Genomic DNA, 15,407 nt, shown 5'->3' with positions numbered 1-15,407 from the left:
GTTGCGGGCCGGCCGGCAGGGCCCGTCCCGTTTTCCAGGTCAGCGCGCGCACAAGAGACAACCGGAGGCGCCGCCCCGAAAGCTAGAAAGCGTTCAACGCCCGTAGTGCAGCTGTGGCAGCCACAGGGCGATCTGCGGAAAGATCATCACCAGCGCCAGGGTCAGCACCATGACCAGGACGAAGGGGGTTACCGAGGCATAGATGTCCCGCAGGCTGATTTCCGGCGGCGCCATGGCGCGCATGAGAAACAGGTTGTAGCCGAAGGGCGGGGTCATGTAGGCCATCTGGCAGGTCATGGTGTAGAGCACGCCGTACCACACCAGGTCGAAGCCCAGGCTACCGACCAGGGGGATATACAGCGGCGCGACGATCACCAGCATGGCGGTGTCGTCGAGGAACATGCCCATGATGATGAACGACAGCTGCATCAGGATGAGGATTTCCCAGGGGCCCAGGCCCAGGCTGCCGACGAACAAGTCCTCGATCGCCTTGACCGCGCCGAGGCCGTCGAACACCGCACCGAAGCACAGGGCGGCGAGGATGATCCACATGAACATGCAGCTGATGACCAGGGTCTTGCGCAGGGTGTCTTCCATCACCTGGCGGTTCAGCCGCCCCTTGACCAGCGCCGCCAGCAGGGCCGACACGGCGCCCACCGCCGAGCTTTCCACCAGGCTGGTGTAGCCGAGCATGAACAGGCCGGTCATGGCAAAGAAGATCAACAGCGGGATCAGCCCGGCGCGCAGCAGGCGCACCTTCTCGCCCAGGCTGATCTGCGCGCGCTCCTCGAGAGGCAGCGCCGGGCCCATGCTGGGGTTGATCCAGCAGCGAATGACGATGTAGAGGATGAACAGACTGGCCATCAGCAGGCCGGGAAACACCCCGGCCAGCCACAGCTGGCCGACCGGCTGGCGCGCGATCATGCCGTACAGCACCAGCACCACGCTGGGCGGGATCAGGATACCCAGCGTGCTGCCGGCCTGGATCACCCCGGTGACCATAATCTTGTCGTAGCCACGCCGCAGCAGCTCGGGCAGGGCGATGCTCGCACCGATGGCCATGCCGGCCACGCTCAGGCCGTTCATCGCCGAGATCACCACCATCAGCAGGATGGTGCCGATGGCCAGCCCGCCATGCAGCGGCCCCATCCACACATGGAACATGCGGTACAGGTCTTCGGCAATGCCCGACTCGGACAGCATGTAGCCCATGAACACGAACAGCGGCAGGGTCAGCAGCGGGTACCACTTCATCAGCTTCATCGCCGCACTGAACGGCAGCTCCACCCCGCCATCGCCCCACAGCAGCAGGGCCGCCGCCGCGGCGACGAAACCGATGGCGCCGAACACCCGCTTGCCGGTGAGCAGCAACAGCATCATCGAGGAGAACATCAGCAGGGCGATGGGCGACTCGCTCATTCGATAGGCTCCCCGCGGATCAGCGCCAGATCCCTGAACAGCATGGCAATCGCCTGCAGCAGCATCAGCGCCACGCCGATGCACATCAGCACCTTGATCGGCGCCATGCGCGGCGACCAGGCCGAGTAGCTGGTCTCGTCGTACTCGAAGGCGTACCAGGTCGAAGAGATGCCGCCGTACAGCAGCAACACCAGATAGAACAGCAGAAAGCCCACGGTCAGCAGATCGACCCAGGCGCGGGTGCGCAGGGTCCAGCGGCTGTACAGCAGGTCCATGCGCACATGGCCGTCGAGCTGCATGGAATAGGCGCCGCCCAGCAGGAAGTAGGCAACCATGAGGAACTGCGCGATCTCCAGGGTCCAGATCGCCGGTTCGAACGCCACCTTGCTCAGCGAGGAATAAAACAGCACGCCGAGGATGGCGAAGATCAGGTACATGGCGCAGCGACCGATCCAGCGGTTGATCCGCTCTACCACGCGCACATACCCGCGGATTGCCTTGTGCATGAGCCTGTCTGCCGAGTTATCCCTACCTCGCACAGCCTAGACCAGCTTCGTCACTTGCCAACCTGACCACCCGGACAGCCGCAAAAAATCGACTAGAGTCAGAGGCATCCCGCCCTGCGGGACTCGCTCACGCACAGCACAAAAACAACAGGCCGCTGCAGCGGCCACGCATGCGGAGATCTGCGATGACTGCCCCTCTCACCCTGGCTCAGCTGCGCCAGCACGCCGAAGCCGGCACTGTTGATACTGTCCTGGCCTGCATGGTCGACATGCAGGGACGCCTGATCGGCAAGCGCTTCCAGGTCGAGTTCTTCCTCGACAGCGCCCATGAAGAGACCCACGGCTGCGACTACCTGCTGGCCGACGACATCGACATGGAACCGGTGCCCGGCTACGCCGCCGCCAGCTGGAAGCGCGGCTACGGCGACTTCGTGTTCAAGCCCGACCTCTCCACCCTGCGCCTGGTGCCCTGGCTGGAGGGTGCGGCCCTGGTGCTGTGCGACGTCCAGGATCATCACCACCAGGACCTGCCGCACAGCCCGCGCGGCATCCTCAAGCGGCAGATCGCCCGCCTCACCGAGCGTGGCTACAAGGGCATGTTCGCCTCGGAGCTGGAGTTCTACCTGTTCGACCAGAGCTACGAGAGCATCCACGCCCAGCACTACCGCGAGCCACGCACGGCCAACTACCACATCGAGGACTACGGCATCCTGCAGACCATCCGCGACGAGCCGGTACTGCGTGCCATCCGCAAGCACCTGCAGGCATCCGGCATCGCCGTGGAGAACTCCAAAGGCGAATGGGGCCCCGGCCAGGAAGAGATCAACGTGCGCTACGCCGATGCGCTGACCATGGCCGACAACCACAGCCTGATCAAACATGCCTGCAAGGAAATCGCCATGCAGCAGGGCAAGGCCATCACCTTCATGGCCAAGTGGAACTACAACCTGGCCGGCTCCAGCAGCCACGTGCACAACTCGCTGTGGAGCCTGAAGGGCAACAAGCCGCTGTTCTTCGATGCCAAGGCCGAGTTCGGCATGTCCAAGCTGATGCGCCAGTGGGTGGCCGGCCAGCTCAAGTACGCCAGCGACATCACCTACTTCCTCGCCCCCTACATCAACTCCTACAAGCGCTTCCAGGCCGGCACCTTCGCCCCCACCCGCGCGGTGTGGAGCAATGACAACCGCACCGCCGGCTTTCGCCTGTGCGGCGAAGGCGGCAAGGGCATCCGCATCGAATGCCGCATCGGTGGCGCCGACCTCAACCCCTACCTGGCCTTCGCCGCGCTGATCGCCGCGGGCCTGGCCGGCATCGACGAGCAGCTGGAGCTGCCAGCCCCCTTCTCCGGCGACGCCTATGAACACGAGGAACTGCCCGAGGTGGCCAAGACCCTGCGCGGCGCCACCGATGCTCTGTCCCGCTCGCAGATGCTACGCGCGGCCTTCGGTGACGAGGTGGTCGAGCACTACCTGCACACCGCGCGCTGGGAGCAATCGGAGTACGACCGCCGGGTGACCGACTGGGAGCTGCACCGCGGCTTCGAGCGTTATTAACCTCCCCTCTCCCACTTGTGGGAGAGGGGCCGGGGGAGAGGGCAGAAGCCCCCATCAAATCCTGTAGGAGCGAGCTCTGCTCGCGAACCCAAACACCGCTAAAGCTTCGCGAGCAGAGCTCGCTCCCACGAAGAACAGCTCCAGAGAGGGAGGCTCGATGAACACGATTCGCCTGATTTCCCCGGTCGACGGCAGCCTGTATGCCGAACGTCCCTACGCCAGCTCCAGCCAGCTGGAACAGGCCCTGAGCAGTGCCCGTGAAGCCCAGCGCGCCTGGCGCGAGCTGAGCATCGAGCAGCGCGCCGGCTACTGCCTGAAGGCCGTGGAGGCCATGCTCGCCATGCAGGACGAGATCGTCCCCGAACTGGCCTGGCAGATGGGCCGCCCGGTGCGCTATGGCGCCGGCGAGCTGCGCGGCTTCGAGGAGCGTGCGCGCTACATGGTCGGCATCGCCGCCCGCGCCCTGGCCGATGTGGTGCCGCCGCCGAAGGACGGTTTCCGCCGCTATGTCCGCCGCGAACCGCTGGGCACGGTGTTGGTCATCGCACCGTGGAACTATCCCTACCTGACCGCGGTGAACGCCATCATCCCGGCGCTGATGGCCGGCAACGCCGTGCTGCTCAAGCATGCCAGCCAGACCCTGCTGGTCGGCGAACGCTTCGCCCTGGCCTTCGAGCGCGCCGGCCTGCCACACGGACTGTTCCGCAACCTGGTGCTGGACCACGGCCAGACGGCCGCCCTGATCGCCTCCGGGCATGTGCAGCAGGTCAACTTCACCGGCTCGGTGGAAGGCGGTCGACTGATGGAGAGTGCCGCCGCCGGGCACTTCATCGGCGTCGGCCTGGAGCTGGGCGGCAAGGACCCGGCCTATGTGCGCGCCGACGCCAACCTGGCCCACGCGGTGGAAAACCTGGTCGACGGCAGCTTCTTCAACTCTGGGCAGAGCTGCTGCGGCATCGAGCGTATCTATGTGGACAAGGCCCTCTATCCAGCCTTTGTCGAGGGCTTCGTCGAGCTGACCAAGCAGTACGTGCTGGGCAACCCGCTGCAGGAGGCCACCACCCTAGGCCCGCTGGTGCGCAGCGAGGCCGCCGAGTTCGTCCGTGGGCAGATCGCCGAGGCCAGGGCCAAGGGCGCCAAGGCGTTGATCGATGCCAAGGCCTTCGCCGCCGATGCGCCCGGCAGTGCCTACCTGGCGCCGCAGGTGCTGACCCAGGTGAACCACGACATGGCCGTGATGCGCCAGGAAAGCTTCGGCCCGGTGGTCGGCATCATGCCGGTGGCCGGTGACGCCGAGGCCATCGCGCTGATGAACGACAGCCCCTACGGACTCAGCGCGGCGATCTGGAGCAGCGACCTCGCCGCAGCCGAACACATCGGCCAGCAACTCGACACCGGCACGGTGTTCATGAACCGCTGCGACTACCTCGACCCGGCCCTGGCCTGGACCGGGGTCAAGCACAGCGGCCGTGGTGCCACGCTGTCCAGCCTCGGCTACGAACACCTGACCCGGCCCAAGTCCTTCCACCTGCGTCATGCCTTGTAACTCCCCTCTCCCACTTGTGGGAGAGGGGCCGGGGGAGAGGGGCGGACAGCACCCTCTCCCCAGCCCTCTCCCGTGAACGGGAGAGGGGGCGTATGAACCGCTCATTTCGTGAGGCCCAGCCATGAGCAAGACCGCCAACTGGAACTACCCGACCTCTGTGCGCTTCGGCGTCGGCCGCATCAGTGAGCTGCCCGAGCTGTGCCAGAGCCTGGGCATGCTGCGCCCGCTGCTGGTCACCGACCGCGGCCTGGGTAGTGCGCCAATCACCACCGCCGCGCTCGCCTCGTTGCAGGCCGCCGGCCTCGGTGCCGCACTGTTCTGCGAGCTCAAGCCGAACCCGGTGGAAAGCAACCTGAGCGCCGGCCTGGCTGCCTACCACGCCGGCAAACACGATGGTGTGGTCGCCTTCGGCGGTGGCAGCGGCCTGGACATGGGCAAGCTGATCGCCTTCATGAGCGGCCAGGCGCGACCGGTGTGGGACTTCGAGGATGTCGGCGACTGGTGGACCCGCGCCGACCCGCGCGGCATCGCGCCGGTGATCGCCGTGCCGACCACCGCCGGCACCGGCTCGGAAGTCGGCCGCGCCGGCATCCTCACCGACGAGCGCACGCACACCAAGCGCATCATCTTCCACCCACAGATGATGCCGAGGATCGTCATCAGCGACCCGGCGCTCTCCGTCGGCATGCCGGCCTTTATCACCGCCGGCACCGGCATGGACGCCTTCTCCCACTGCCTGGAGGCCTACTGCGCGCCGGGCTTCCACCCGCTGGCCGACGGCATCGCGGTGGAGGGCATGCGCCTGGTGGCCGGCGCCCTGGTGCGCGCGGTCAAGACGCCGGACGACCTCGATGCGCGCGCCGACATGCTCGCCGCCGCGGCCATGGGCGCCACCGCCTTCCAGAAGGGCCTTGGCGGCATGCACGCCCTCGCCCACCCGATCGGCGCGCTGTACGACACCCACCACGGCATGACCAATGCGACCCTTATGCCCTACGTGCTGAAGTTCAACCGCAGTGTCATCGAGGAACGCATCACCCGCCTGGCTGCCTACCTGGGCCTGGCCAATCCCGGTTTCGACAGCTTCCTCGAACTGGTCATGCGTCTGCGCAGCGACACCGGCGTGCCGCACAGCCTGGCCGAACTGGGCGTGAACGACAGCCAGACCGCGCTGATCGCGCAGATGGCGGTGGTCGATCCGTCCGCCGGCGGCAACCCGCGCCCGCTGAGCGAGGCGGATTGTGCGGCGCTGTTCACTGCCGCGCTCAAGGGCCAGTTGTAAGAATACCGGTAGCCCGGATGCAATCCGGGATCGGAGCCGCCTGCCCCGGATTGCATCCGGGCTACCTACTGCCCCTCTCCCCCGGCCCCTCTCCCACAAGTGGGAGAGGGGAGCGTCTGCCGCAGCCCTCTGCCGCCCATAGCCCTGCGACAAATTGCCTAATGCGACAATCCGCCGACTACGACGAAAGTCGTAAGGGGCGGATGATTGATCCAGATCAATTTATCGAGGGGCCCTCTATGTTTGGCCTGGACGCGTTGGAACTGGCTCGAATCCAGTTCGCTTTCACCATCTCCTTCCACATCGTCTTCCCTGCCATCAGTATCGGGCTGGCCAGCTACCTGGCCGTGCTCGAAGGGCTGTGGCTGAAGACCAAGAACGAGGTCTACTACGACCTGTTCCGCTTCTGGCTGCAGATCTTCGCCGTGGCCTTCGGCATGGGCGTGGTCTCCGGGGTGGTGATGAGTTACCAGTTCGGCACCAACTGGAGCCAGCTATCCACCGCCGCCGGCAGCATCATGGGGCCGCTGCTGACCTACGAGGTGCTCACCGCGTTTTTCCTCGAGGCCGGCTTCCTCGGCATCATGCTGTTCGGCCTGAACAAGGTGGGCAAGGGCCTGCACTTCTTCGCCACTCTGATGGTGGCGATCGGCACACTGATCTCGACCTTCTGGATTCTCTCCTCCAACAGCTGGATGCAGACGCCGCAGGGCTACAGCATCGTCGACGGGATCTTCTACCCGGAAAGCTGGTGGGACATCGTGTTCAACCCGTCCTTCCCCTACCGCCTGGCGCACATGGCGGTGGCGGCATTCCTCAGCACCGCCTTCATCGTCGGCGCCACCGCGGCCTGGCACCTGCTCAAGGGCAAACGCGACCCGGCCACCCGCATGATGTTCTCCATGGCGCTGTGGATGGCCTTGTTAGTAGCGCCAGTGCAGGCCTTCATCGGCGACATGCATGGCCTCAACACCCTCAAGTACCAGCCGGCCAAGGTGGCCGCCATGGAAGGTCACTGGGACACCGAGAAAGGCGTGCCGCTGCTGCTGTTCGGCATCCCCGATATGCAGGCGGAAACCACCAAGTACGCCATCGGCATCCCGCGCCTGGCCAGCCTGATCCTCACCCACGACCTCGATGGCGAGATCAAGGGCCTCAAGGACTGGGCGCCAGAAGATCGGCCCAACGTGCCCATCGTGTTCTGGAGCTTCCGCGTGATGATCGGCCTCGGCCTGCTGATGATCCTCGCTGGCGTGCTCGGCCTGTGGCTGCGCCTGCGCGGCCGGCTGTACGAGTCGCCGGGGCTGCAGCGCTTCATGCTGCTGATGGGCCCGGCCGGGTTGATTGCCCTGCTCGCCGGCTGGGTCACCACCGAAGTCGGCCGCCAGCCCTGGGTGATCTACGGCCTGCTGCGCACCTCGGATGCAGTGTCCAACCACAGCGCCGGGCAGATGGGCGCGACCCTGAGCATCTTCGTCGTGGTTTACCTGGCGGTGTTCGGCGTCGGCATCACCTACCTGCTGCGCATGATGCGCAAGGGCCCGGTGCTCGGCCTGCTGCACAGCCATGCGGTGGAAGAAGCCGCCGGCCCCGGCCACCCGCGCACGCCGTCGCGGCCGCTGTCGGCTGCCGATGAAAGCGTCGAAGACGAACAGGAGCAACGCCCATGACTATCGACCTGCCGCTGATCTGGGCCGGGGTGATCGCCTTCGGCATCTTCATGTACGTGGTGATGGACGGTTTCGACCTCGGCATCGGCATCCTCTTCCCGTTCATCCGCGACAAGGAAGAACGCGACGCCATGATGAACACCGTGGCGCCGATCTGGGACGGTAATGAAACCTGGCTGGTACTGGGCGGCGCGGGGCTGTTCGCCGCCTTCCCGCTGGCCTACTCGGTGGTGCTGACAGCGCTGTACCTGCCGCTGATCATCATGCTGATCGCCCTGATCTTCCGTGGCGTGGCCTTCGAGTTCCGCTTCAAGGCCAAGCGCACCCGCTACGTGTGGGATGCGGCCTTTATCGGTGGCTCAGTGGTGGCGACCTTCGCCCAGGGCGTGGTGCTCGGCGCCTTTGTCGAAGGCATAAAAGTCGCCGACCGCCAGTTCGTCGGTGGCGCCTTCGACTGGCTGGCGCCCTTCCCGCTGTTCTGCGGCGCCGGTCTGGTGGCCGGTTACGCCATGCTCGGCTGCGCCTGGCTGCTGATGAAGACCGAGGGCCGTCTGCAGCGCAAGATGTACAAACTGATGCTGCCGCTGACCTGCCTGCTGCTGCTGTTCATCAGCGCGGTGAGCATCTGGACGCCGCTGACCCAGCCAGCCATCGCCCAGCGCTGGTTCACCCTGCCCAACCTGTTCTACTTCATCCCGGTACCGACCCTGGTGGCGGTGACCGTGCTCGGTATCGTCCGCGCCATCCAGCTGAAGAAGGACAAGCAGCCCTTCGTGCTGACCCTGGCGCTGATCGCCCTGGCCTACACCGGCCTGGCCATCAGCATGTGGCCGAACATCGTGCCGCCGTCGCTGAGCATCTGGGACGCCTCGGCGCCGCATAGCAGCCAGGCCTTCGCCCTGGTCGGGGTGACCATCATGGTGCCGATCATCCTCATCTACACCGCCTACAGCTACTGGGTGTTCCGCGGCAAGGTGAAGGTTGGCGAGGGGTATCACTGATGGACGAAATCAAACAACCACTGGCCAAGCGCCTGGCCTGGTTCGCCGTCCTGTGGCTGGGCGGGGTGGCGGCGGTCAGTCTGCTCGCCTATGCCATCAAGTGGGGCATGGGCCTGGCCTGAGCGCCAGGCACCTCGCTCCCGGATTGCATCCGGCTACGGCCTATAGATTCGGCCTGCACATAGACTGATGGGTGTAGGAGCCAGCTTGCTGGCGATGCTCTTAACGCCCCGAATCGCCAGCAAGGACTAGGCGCCCCCCTGGTTCCTACACGAGTCGCGCTTCACTCTTAATTCGAGCCGGATCAATAACGGCTGTCGCAGGATGCGCCGTGCGCACCATGGCCTGCGAAACTGTCCAGCGCTCACTACAACTGCGGTTCTAGCTCGCGCCACTGCCCCGGCGGCAAGCCGTCCAGGCTCCAGGGGCCGATACGCACGCGCACCAGGCGCAGGGTCGGCAGGCCGACGGCGGCGGTCATCCGGCGCACCTGACGGTTGCGCCCCTCGCGGATCACCAGCTCCAGCCAGGCAGTCGGCACGCTCTTGCGAAAACGCACCGGCGGATTGCGCTCCCACAGCTGCGGTTCCTCCAGCAGGCGCGCTTCGGCCGGCAGGGTCGGGCCGTCGTTGAGCTGTACGCCCTCGCGCAACTGGCGCAACTGCTCCGCGCTGGGCTCTCCTTCCACCTGCACCCAGTAGGTCTTGGCCAGCTTGTGCTTGGGGTCGGCAATCTGCGCCTGCAGGCGGCCGTCGTTGGTCAGCAGCAGCAGGCCTTCGCTGTCACGGTCCAGGCGCCCGGCCGGGTAGACGCCGGGCACCGCGACGAAGTCCTTGAGGGTGGCGCGGCCCTGCTCGTCGTTGAACTGGGTCAGCACGTCGAAGGGCTTGTTCAGCATCAACAGCCGCGGCTCGGCCGGCGGCGCCTTGGCCACCCGGCGCGGGGCTGGCTTGCCGGCAGGGCGATGCGCAGCGTTGGGACGAGGAGGACGCGGCATGCGGATTCCAGGCTCAGGAGAAAGCCGTCAGTTTACCCGAGGCGCAGCCCGCATCATCACCCCGGGTGATGGTGTACCCGCACGCCGACGACAACGGCTAAGCTGCCTCGGTCGACTATTTGCCTGAAGGAACCGCCCATGAGCACCGAACTCACCACCTTCACCGGCTGGGCCGCCATGGCTGCCGGCGCGCCCCTCGAACGCCACCAGTACGATCCGGGCCCGCTGGGCGCCGAAGAGGTCGAAGTGGCCGTGGAATACTGCGGCATCTGCCACTCCGATCAGTCGATGATCGACAACGAGTGGGGCAATGCGCGCTACCCGTTCATTCCCGGCCATGAAGTGGTCGGCACCATCGTTCGTGTGGGCGAGCAGGTGCGCGGCCTCAAGCTTGGCCAGCGGGTCGGCATCGGCTGGTACAAGGGCAGCTGCATGCACTGCGGCTCGTGCATGGAAGGTTCGCACCAGCTATGCCGCACGGTGAAACCGACCATAGTCGGCAGCAACGGCGGCTTCGCCGATCGCCTGCGCGCGCACTGGGCCTGGGCTATCCCGCTGCCGGCCGGACTCGAGCCGAGCCTGGTCGGTCCGCTGTTCTGCGCTGGCTCGACGGTGTTCAGCCCGCTGCTGGAATTCGATGTGAAGCCCACCGACCGCGTCGGCGTGGTCGGCATCGGCGGCCTCGGTCACCTGGCCCTGCGTTTTCTCAATGCCTGGGGCTGCGAAGTCACTGCATTCACCTCCTCGCTGAGCAAGCAGGAAGAAGCTCAGCGCCTGGGTGCGCACAAGGTGGTGACGTCCACTGACAGCGCCGCGCTGAAGGCAATTGCCGGCAGCCTGGACTTCCTGCTGATCACCGCCAGCGCCGACCTGGACTGGAACGCCCTGCTCGGCACCCTGCGCGGCAAAGGCCGCCTGCACTTCGTCGGGATCGCGCCGAGCGCGATCCCGGTGCATGTGTTCAGCTTGATTCCGCAGCAGAAGAGCCTGTCCGGCTCGCCGGTCGGTTCGCCAGCGAGCATGGCGACCATGCTCGAGTTCTGCGCCCGCCATCAGATCCTGCCGCAGGTCGAGCACTTCCCGATGAGCCAGGTCAACGCCGCCATCGACCACCTGCGTGCCGGCAAGGCCCGCTACCGCGTGGTGCTCGACGCCAGCAAGTGACAGCCAGGGCCGATCGGCGGCATGATCGGCCCATCACCCAATACGTTTCATCCCCCATGCAATACCGCATCGACAAACCGCTCGCCGCCGATATCCCCCGCCTGCTCGAGGTGTGGGAAGCGGCGGTACGCGCGACCCATCACTTCCTCGACGAAGCGGACATCCAGTTCTATCGGCGCATGCTGCGTGAGGAGTATCTGCGCCTGGTCAAACTGGCTTGCCTACGCGACCTGCAGGGCCGGGTGATGGGCTTTGTCGGCACCGCCGAGGACCGCCTGGAAATGCTCTTCGTCGACCCACAGCAGCATGGCCAGGGCATCGGCAAGACCCTGCTGCACTACGCCATCGAGCGCGAAGGCGCGCGCCTGGTCGACGTCAACGAGCAGAACCCCAAGGCCGTGGCCTTCTACCTCAGCCAGGGCTTCCACCCCATCGGCCGCTCGCCGCTGGATGGCGCCAACAAGCCCTTCCCGTTGTTGCATCTGCGCCTGGGGGGTTGAGGCTCGTAAATATGAGCCCGAGAACCTGTCTAGGAGCTTTTGAGCTAGAGCCAGGCAAGGCGAAATTGGGCGAGGGCGCGGAGTTTACGAGCTGTAAATGAGCAGCCCGAGCCCAATTTCAACGCAGCATGGCCGACGATCAAGAGCTCCTAGGCAGGTTCTCAGCGGAACGGCGGCTCGTCGAAGCTGCGCAGCTTGCGCGAATGCAGCGAGTCGAGCTGGCAGCGCAGCAGGTCGAGGGCGGCGATGCCAATCGACAGGTGCTGGCTGACCGCACGCTGGTAGAAGCCGCTGGCCGAACCGGGCAGCTTGATCTCGCTGTGCAGCGGCTTGTCCGACACACACAGCAAGGTGCCGTAGGGCACGCGCAGGCGATAACCCTGGGCGGCGATGGTGCCGCTTTCCATGTCCACCGCCACCGCGCGGGCCAGGTTGATCAGCGGCCGTTCGTGGGCCCAGTGCAGCTCCCAGTTGCGGTCGTCGTAGGTCAGCACGGTGCCGGTGCGCAGGCGCTTCTTCAGGGTCTCGCCACGCTCGCCAGTGACGGCCGCCGCCGCTTCCTGCAAAGCCTGCTGCACCTCGGCCAGGGCCGGGATGGGGATATGCGGCGGCAGCACCCGGTCGAGGATGCCGTCCCTGCGCATATAGGCGTGGGCCAGTACGTAGTCGCCGATGGTCTGCGATTGGCGCAGGCCGCCACAGTGGCCGATCATCAGCCAGCAATGCGGACGCAGCACGGCCAGGTGGTCGGTGATGTTCTTCGCGTTGGACGGGCCGACGCCGATATTGACCAGGGTGATGCCATGGCCGTCGTTGGCAATCAGGTGATAGGCCGGCATCTGGTAACGGTGCCAGACCATCGCGTCAGCCACCGCCTGGGCATCCTCCTCGGAGGTGCCGCGCTCGATGATCACGTTGCCCGGCAGCACCATGCGCACGAAGCGCGGGTCTTCGCGCAGGCGCTCCAGGCCGTGGCGAATGAACTGGTCGACATAGCGGTGGTAGTTGGTCAGCAGAATCCACGGCTGCACATGGCGCCAGTCGCTGCCGGTGTAGTGCTGGATGCGCTTGAGCGAGAAGTCGGTGCGCGCCGCATCGAACAGCGCCAGCGGCAGGTCACTGCTGTCGCCCCAGCCATACAGGCCGTCGGCCACCGAGTCGGTGGCGGCGGACAGGTCGGTGCTGGGGAATACCCGCGCCAGCTCGGCGGCAGTCACCCCGGAACCGGCCAGCTCGTCGCCCTGCTCGACCACATAGGGATAGGGGATGTTCTGCTGGCTGAAACCGACTTCCACGGTGACGGTGAAGTCTTCCATCAGCGGTCGCAGCTGATCGAGCAGATAGCCGCGAAACGCATCCGGCTGGGTCACGGTGACCCGGTAGGTGCCCGGCACCTGCACCTTGGCATAGGCGCGCACCGTGCTCGGCACCTCGCCCTGGCACAGGTAGGTCAGGCGCAGCTCGGGGTAGCGGAACAGCGCACGCTCGGCCTCGCCGGGCAGGGCGCGTTCCTTGAGGTACTGCTTGAGCGCCTGGCTCAGCGCATTGACCGCCTGGCGATGCAGGACGGCGAGGCGCTCGACGGCCTCCTCGGCAGTGGCGGCGACGACGAATTCACTGGAAGAAATGGCAGACACGGGCAGCTTCCTGGCTGGGTACACCGCCCTATCTTGCGCCTTCGCCAGCCTCGCCCGCCAGCGTTCGGCAAGGCTGGCTAGCGCGATCTAGGCTTAGGGCAAATCATTCCAAGGAGCCTGCCTTGCGCAACCCGATGACCTTCTGCCTGCTGGCGCTGCTGAGCACCACCAGCCTGGCCGCCGAGCTGGACGGCCATTACCGCGGCACCCTGGACAATCGACCGAGTGAATTGATCCTGCACAGCCAGGGACCGGAAGTGACAGGCGAGTACGTCGAGGGCCCGCAGCTGCGCTTCAAACTCAGCGGCAGCTTCGACGGCCAACTGCTGCAGGCGCAGATCAGCGATCCGCACTCCGGCCAGGTACTGGCCAACATGAATGCCAACTTTGCCAACGACATGCTCAACGCCAGCCTCGCCGCACGTGACCCCAGCAGTGGCGAGACACTGATACGCGAGGCGCTGTTCGAGCGCGTCGCCCCGCCACCGCCACCGCCCGACCCGCACCAGGATCCGGCACTGGTCGGCACCTGGATCAGCGAACTCAGCAGCGAGAGCGCCGAGCTGGCCACGCTGACCACGGTGACCACCCTGCGTATCCGCGCCGACGGCAGCGTCGCGCAGTGGCGACGCACGGTGACCGGCGGCAGCGACTGGAGCTACGACCGCCCCGGCGAACTGCAGTACAGCGGCCGCTGGCGCAGCGACAACGGCCTGCTGCTGGTGCAGCTGGAGGGCGCCCGCGAGTTCCAGCCAGCCGCACGTTACCGTTTCAATGCCCCCTTCCTGGTGACCGAGAGCAATACCGGCGAGATGATCTGGCAGCGCCGCTGAGTCCGTTTGGACGCGCGCCAAACGGCACATCCCCATGCAGGCGCGGGGACGATCAGACGGCGGTCACTGGAATGAAAGCGCCAGACCGGTTTCCCGGCCTGGCGTGGGCCGGGGTCAGGCCGGCTGGTGCAGGCGCACGTTGAACAGCGGGCCCTGGCTGTAACGCGACAGCGCCTTGGCGGCGGCCAGCACGCCCAGATCGATCAGCGGTTCGAGCAGGATCACGCTCATGTAGGCCAGGCCGAAGCTGCCGACGGAGGCCAGGTTTGCGCTGGAGAAGCCGTTACCGTAGACGGCCCAGAAGGCCACCCAGGCGACGATGCCGCCCTGGTAGGCGGTCGACAGGGCCAGGGCCTGCTTGTAGCTGGTATCCACATAGGCCGTGCGCGCCGGGATGAGGCGCTTGGCCAGCAGGTGAATGGCCCACAGTGGCAGCAGCAGGGTGGTGACGTTCATGCCGTACTGCGGCAGGTCGAACTGGGCGAAGAACAGCCCCTGCAGCAACAGGCCGGCGGCCAGGCCGATGGCCGCGGCACCGGCGCCGAACAGCAGCAACAGGGTCGAGCCGAGGATCAGGTGGACTTCCGAGACGCCCACCGGATGGTGCGGCAATACCTCGAAGAAGCAGAACACCAGGGCAGTGGTCAGCAGGCTGCGCAGGGTCAGGGCGAGCAGGCCGCCGTTGTCGCGCAGACTGTCGCGGGCGAGTTTGACCGTGAGCGCGAAGGCACCAGCGGCGGTTGCATAGCTGAGGAAAATCTTGGCGCCGGCAACGACGTCAGGTTCGATGTGCATTAGGGTTCCTTGGCCGCGCCCACCGCGCGACGATCCGGATTGAGGGAAAGGGGCAGAATGCCCAATAGCGATGGCAGGTCTCCTGGCTCACGGCTTGCTACTTCGCCCGCCTTCCCAGCCGATAAAGGCCAGTGGCGTGTGGGCATCGTTCGCCGCTTACAGTTGCGGGGGCAGCCAGGGCATTGGCGACGAGCGCCGCACCCTTTTTCCTTTTCATCCGGCCGCACGAAGCGGACCGGAACCATCGGCGGCCACCTTACCCGCCTCGCCCGCGAAAAGACAGTGCCCGCTGCCGCGCCGGCGCCCTCGACAGCCCCGTGCCAGACGCGCCTGAGCGCATTTCCCCACGGCCTCGGCGTGCCCGCAGGGGCTCGACTGCCCTGCCTGCATATCCCGCCACGCAACGCTGGGCAGGCCTATTGCGATGGAGTCTTGGTAGCCTCTCGCCTCGCGGAGCCTTGCCGTATTCGTGGGCGGACCGAGTATGGGCAGCCACCTGCGCAG

General features: G+C 66.1%; 14 protein-coding genes and 1 riboswitch. Of the genes, 9 read left to right on the top strand and 5 right to left on the bottom strand.

Going from position 1 to position 15,407, the window contains the following annotated elements:
• Nucleotides 1-93 precede the first annotated feature (93 nt).
• Both LRS11_RS08725 and LRS11_RS08720 read right to left on the bottom strand, forming a co-directional pair.
• On the bottom strand, nt 94-1,419 hold the full coding sequence (locus tag LRS11_RS08725) for a TRAP transporter large permease subunit (protein ID WP_260496446.1): 1,326 nt from the start codon (nt 1,417-1,419) through the stop codon (nt 94-96).
• Nucleotides 1,416-1,925: a TRAP transporter small permease subunit gene (locus LRS11_RS08720; protein ID WP_260496445.1), complete on the bottom strand. Its 510-nt coding sequence runs from the start codon at nt 1,923-1,925 to the stop codon at nt 1,416-1,418. Before LRS11_RS08720 ends, LRS11_RS08725 begins: the two co-directional genes overlap by 4 nt.
• 185 nt (nt 1,926-2,110) lie before the next feature.
• Here LRS11_RS08720 and LRS11_RS08715 point away from each other — a divergent pair, with 185 nt between their 5' ends.
• From LRS11_RS08715 to LRS11_RS08690, 6 genes are all read left to right on the top strand, one after another.
• Complete coding sequence (locus LRS11_RS08715; protein ID WP_260496444.1) at nt 2,111-3,478, top strand: glutamine synthetase family protein; 1,368 nt, start codon at nt 2,111-2,113, stop codon at nt 3,476-3,478.
• Between the two features lie 157 nt (nt 3,479-3,635).
• Nucleotides 3,636-5,024 (top strand): aldehyde dehydrogenase family protein, encoded by a 1,389-nt coding sequence (locus LRS11_RS08710; protein WP_260496443.1) that lies wholly within the window; start codon nt 3,636-3,638, stop codon nt 5,022-5,024.
• A gap of 121 nt (nt 5,025-5,145) precedes the next feature.
• Nucleotides 5,146-6,306, top strand: coding sequence for an iron-containing alcohol dehydrogenase (locus LRS11_RS08705; RefSeq protein WP_260496442.1), 1,161 nt, complete (start codon nt 5,146-5,148; stop codon nt 6,304-6,306).
• Nucleotides 6,307-6,545: 239 nt separating this feature from the next.
• Nucleotides 6,546-7,976 (top strand): cytochrome ubiquinol oxidase subunit I, encoded by a 1,431-nt coding sequence (locus tag LRS11_RS08700; protein WP_260496441.1) that lies wholly within the window; start codon nt 6,546-6,548, stop codon nt 7,974-7,976.
• The gene (gene cydB, locus LRS11_RS08695; RefSeq protein WP_260496440.1) at nt 7,973-8,977 is read left to right on the top strand and encodes a cytochrome d ubiquinol oxidase subunit II; all 1,005 of its coding nucleotides are present in this window, start codon (nt 7,973-7,975) and stop codon (nt 8,975-8,977) included. Before LRS11_RS08700 ends, cydB begins: the two co-directional genes overlap by 4 nt.
• Nucleotides 8,977-9,099, top strand: a complete 123-nt coding sequence (locus LRS11_RS08690) for a DUF2474 domain-containing protein (protein ID WP_260496439.1) — start codon at nt 8,977-8,979, stop codon at nt 9,097-9,099. The genes cydB and LRS11_RS08690 overlap by 1 nt, the downstream gene beginning before the upstream one ends.
• 245 nt (nt 9,100-9,344) lie before the next feature.
• On the opposite strand, the gene LRS11_RS08685 is transcribed toward LRS11_RS08690, so the two are convergent.
• Nucleotides 9,345-9,911 (bottom strand): pseudouridine synthase, encoded by a 567-nt coding sequence (locus LRS11_RS08685; RefSeq protein WP_260496887.1) that lies wholly within the window; start codon nt 9,909-9,911, stop codon nt 9,345-9,347.
• 201 nt (nt 9,912-10,112) lie between these two features.
• On the opposite strand from LRS11_RS08685, the gene LRS11_RS08680 reads away from it, so the two are divergent.
• Both LRS11_RS08680 and LRS11_RS08675 read left to right on the top strand, forming a co-directional pair.
• Nucleotides 10,113-11,138 (top strand): NAD(P)-dependent alcohol dehydrogenase, encoded by a 1,026-nt coding sequence (locus LRS11_RS08680; RefSeq protein ID WP_260496438.1) that lies wholly within the window; start codon nt 10,113-10,115, stop codon nt 11,136-11,138.
• A gap of 56 nt (nt 11,139-11,194) precedes the next feature.
• Nucleotides 11,195-11,638, top strand: coding sequence for a GNAT family N-acetyltransferase (locus tag LRS11_RS08675; protein WP_260496437.1), 444 nt, complete (start codon nt 11,195-11,197; stop codon nt 11,636-11,638).
• Nucleotides 11,639-11,799: 161 nt separating this feature from the next.
• On the opposite strand, the gene amn is transcribed toward LRS11_RS08675, so the two are convergent.
• Nucleotides 11,800-13,299 carry an AMP nucleosidase gene (amn, locus tag LRS11_RS08670; protein ID WP_260496436.1) on the bottom strand — a complete coding sequence of 500 codons (1,500 nt, stop codon included), beginning with the start codon at nt 13,297-13,299 and terminating at the stop codon, nt 11,800-11,802.
• 98 nt (nt 13,300-13,397) lie between these two features.
• Between amn and LRS11_RS08665 the strand changes: the two genes are divergently transcribed.
• Nucleotides 13,398-14,108, top strand: a complete 711-nt coding sequence (locus LRS11_RS08665; RefSeq protein WP_260496435.1) for a hypothetical protein — start codon at nt 13,398-13,400, stop codon at nt 14,106-14,108.
• 114 nt (nt 14,109-14,222) lie between these two features.
• Here LRS11_RS08665 and LRS11_RS08660 read toward each other — a convergent pair whose 3' ends face one another.
• Nucleotides 14,223-14,903: an energy-coupling factor ABC transporter permease gene (locus LRS11_RS08660; protein WP_260496434.1), complete on the bottom strand. Its 681-nt coding sequence runs from the start codon at nt 14,901-14,903 to the stop codon at nt 14,223-14,225.
• A gap of 54 nt (nt 14,904-14,957) precedes the next feature.
• Nucleotides 14,958-15,164, bottom strand: a riboswitch (cobalamin riboswitch).
• Nucleotides 15,165-15,407 lie beyond the last annotated feature (243 nt).

This window comes from Pseudomonas sp. J452, from assembly GCF_024666525.1.
Classification (GTDB): Bacteria; Pseudomonadota; Gammaproteobacteria; order Pseudomonadales; family Pseudomonadaceae; genus Aquipseudomonas.
Note: the sequence above shows the minus strand (reverse complement) of the source record. Positions and strands in the feature narration are given on the sequence as shown.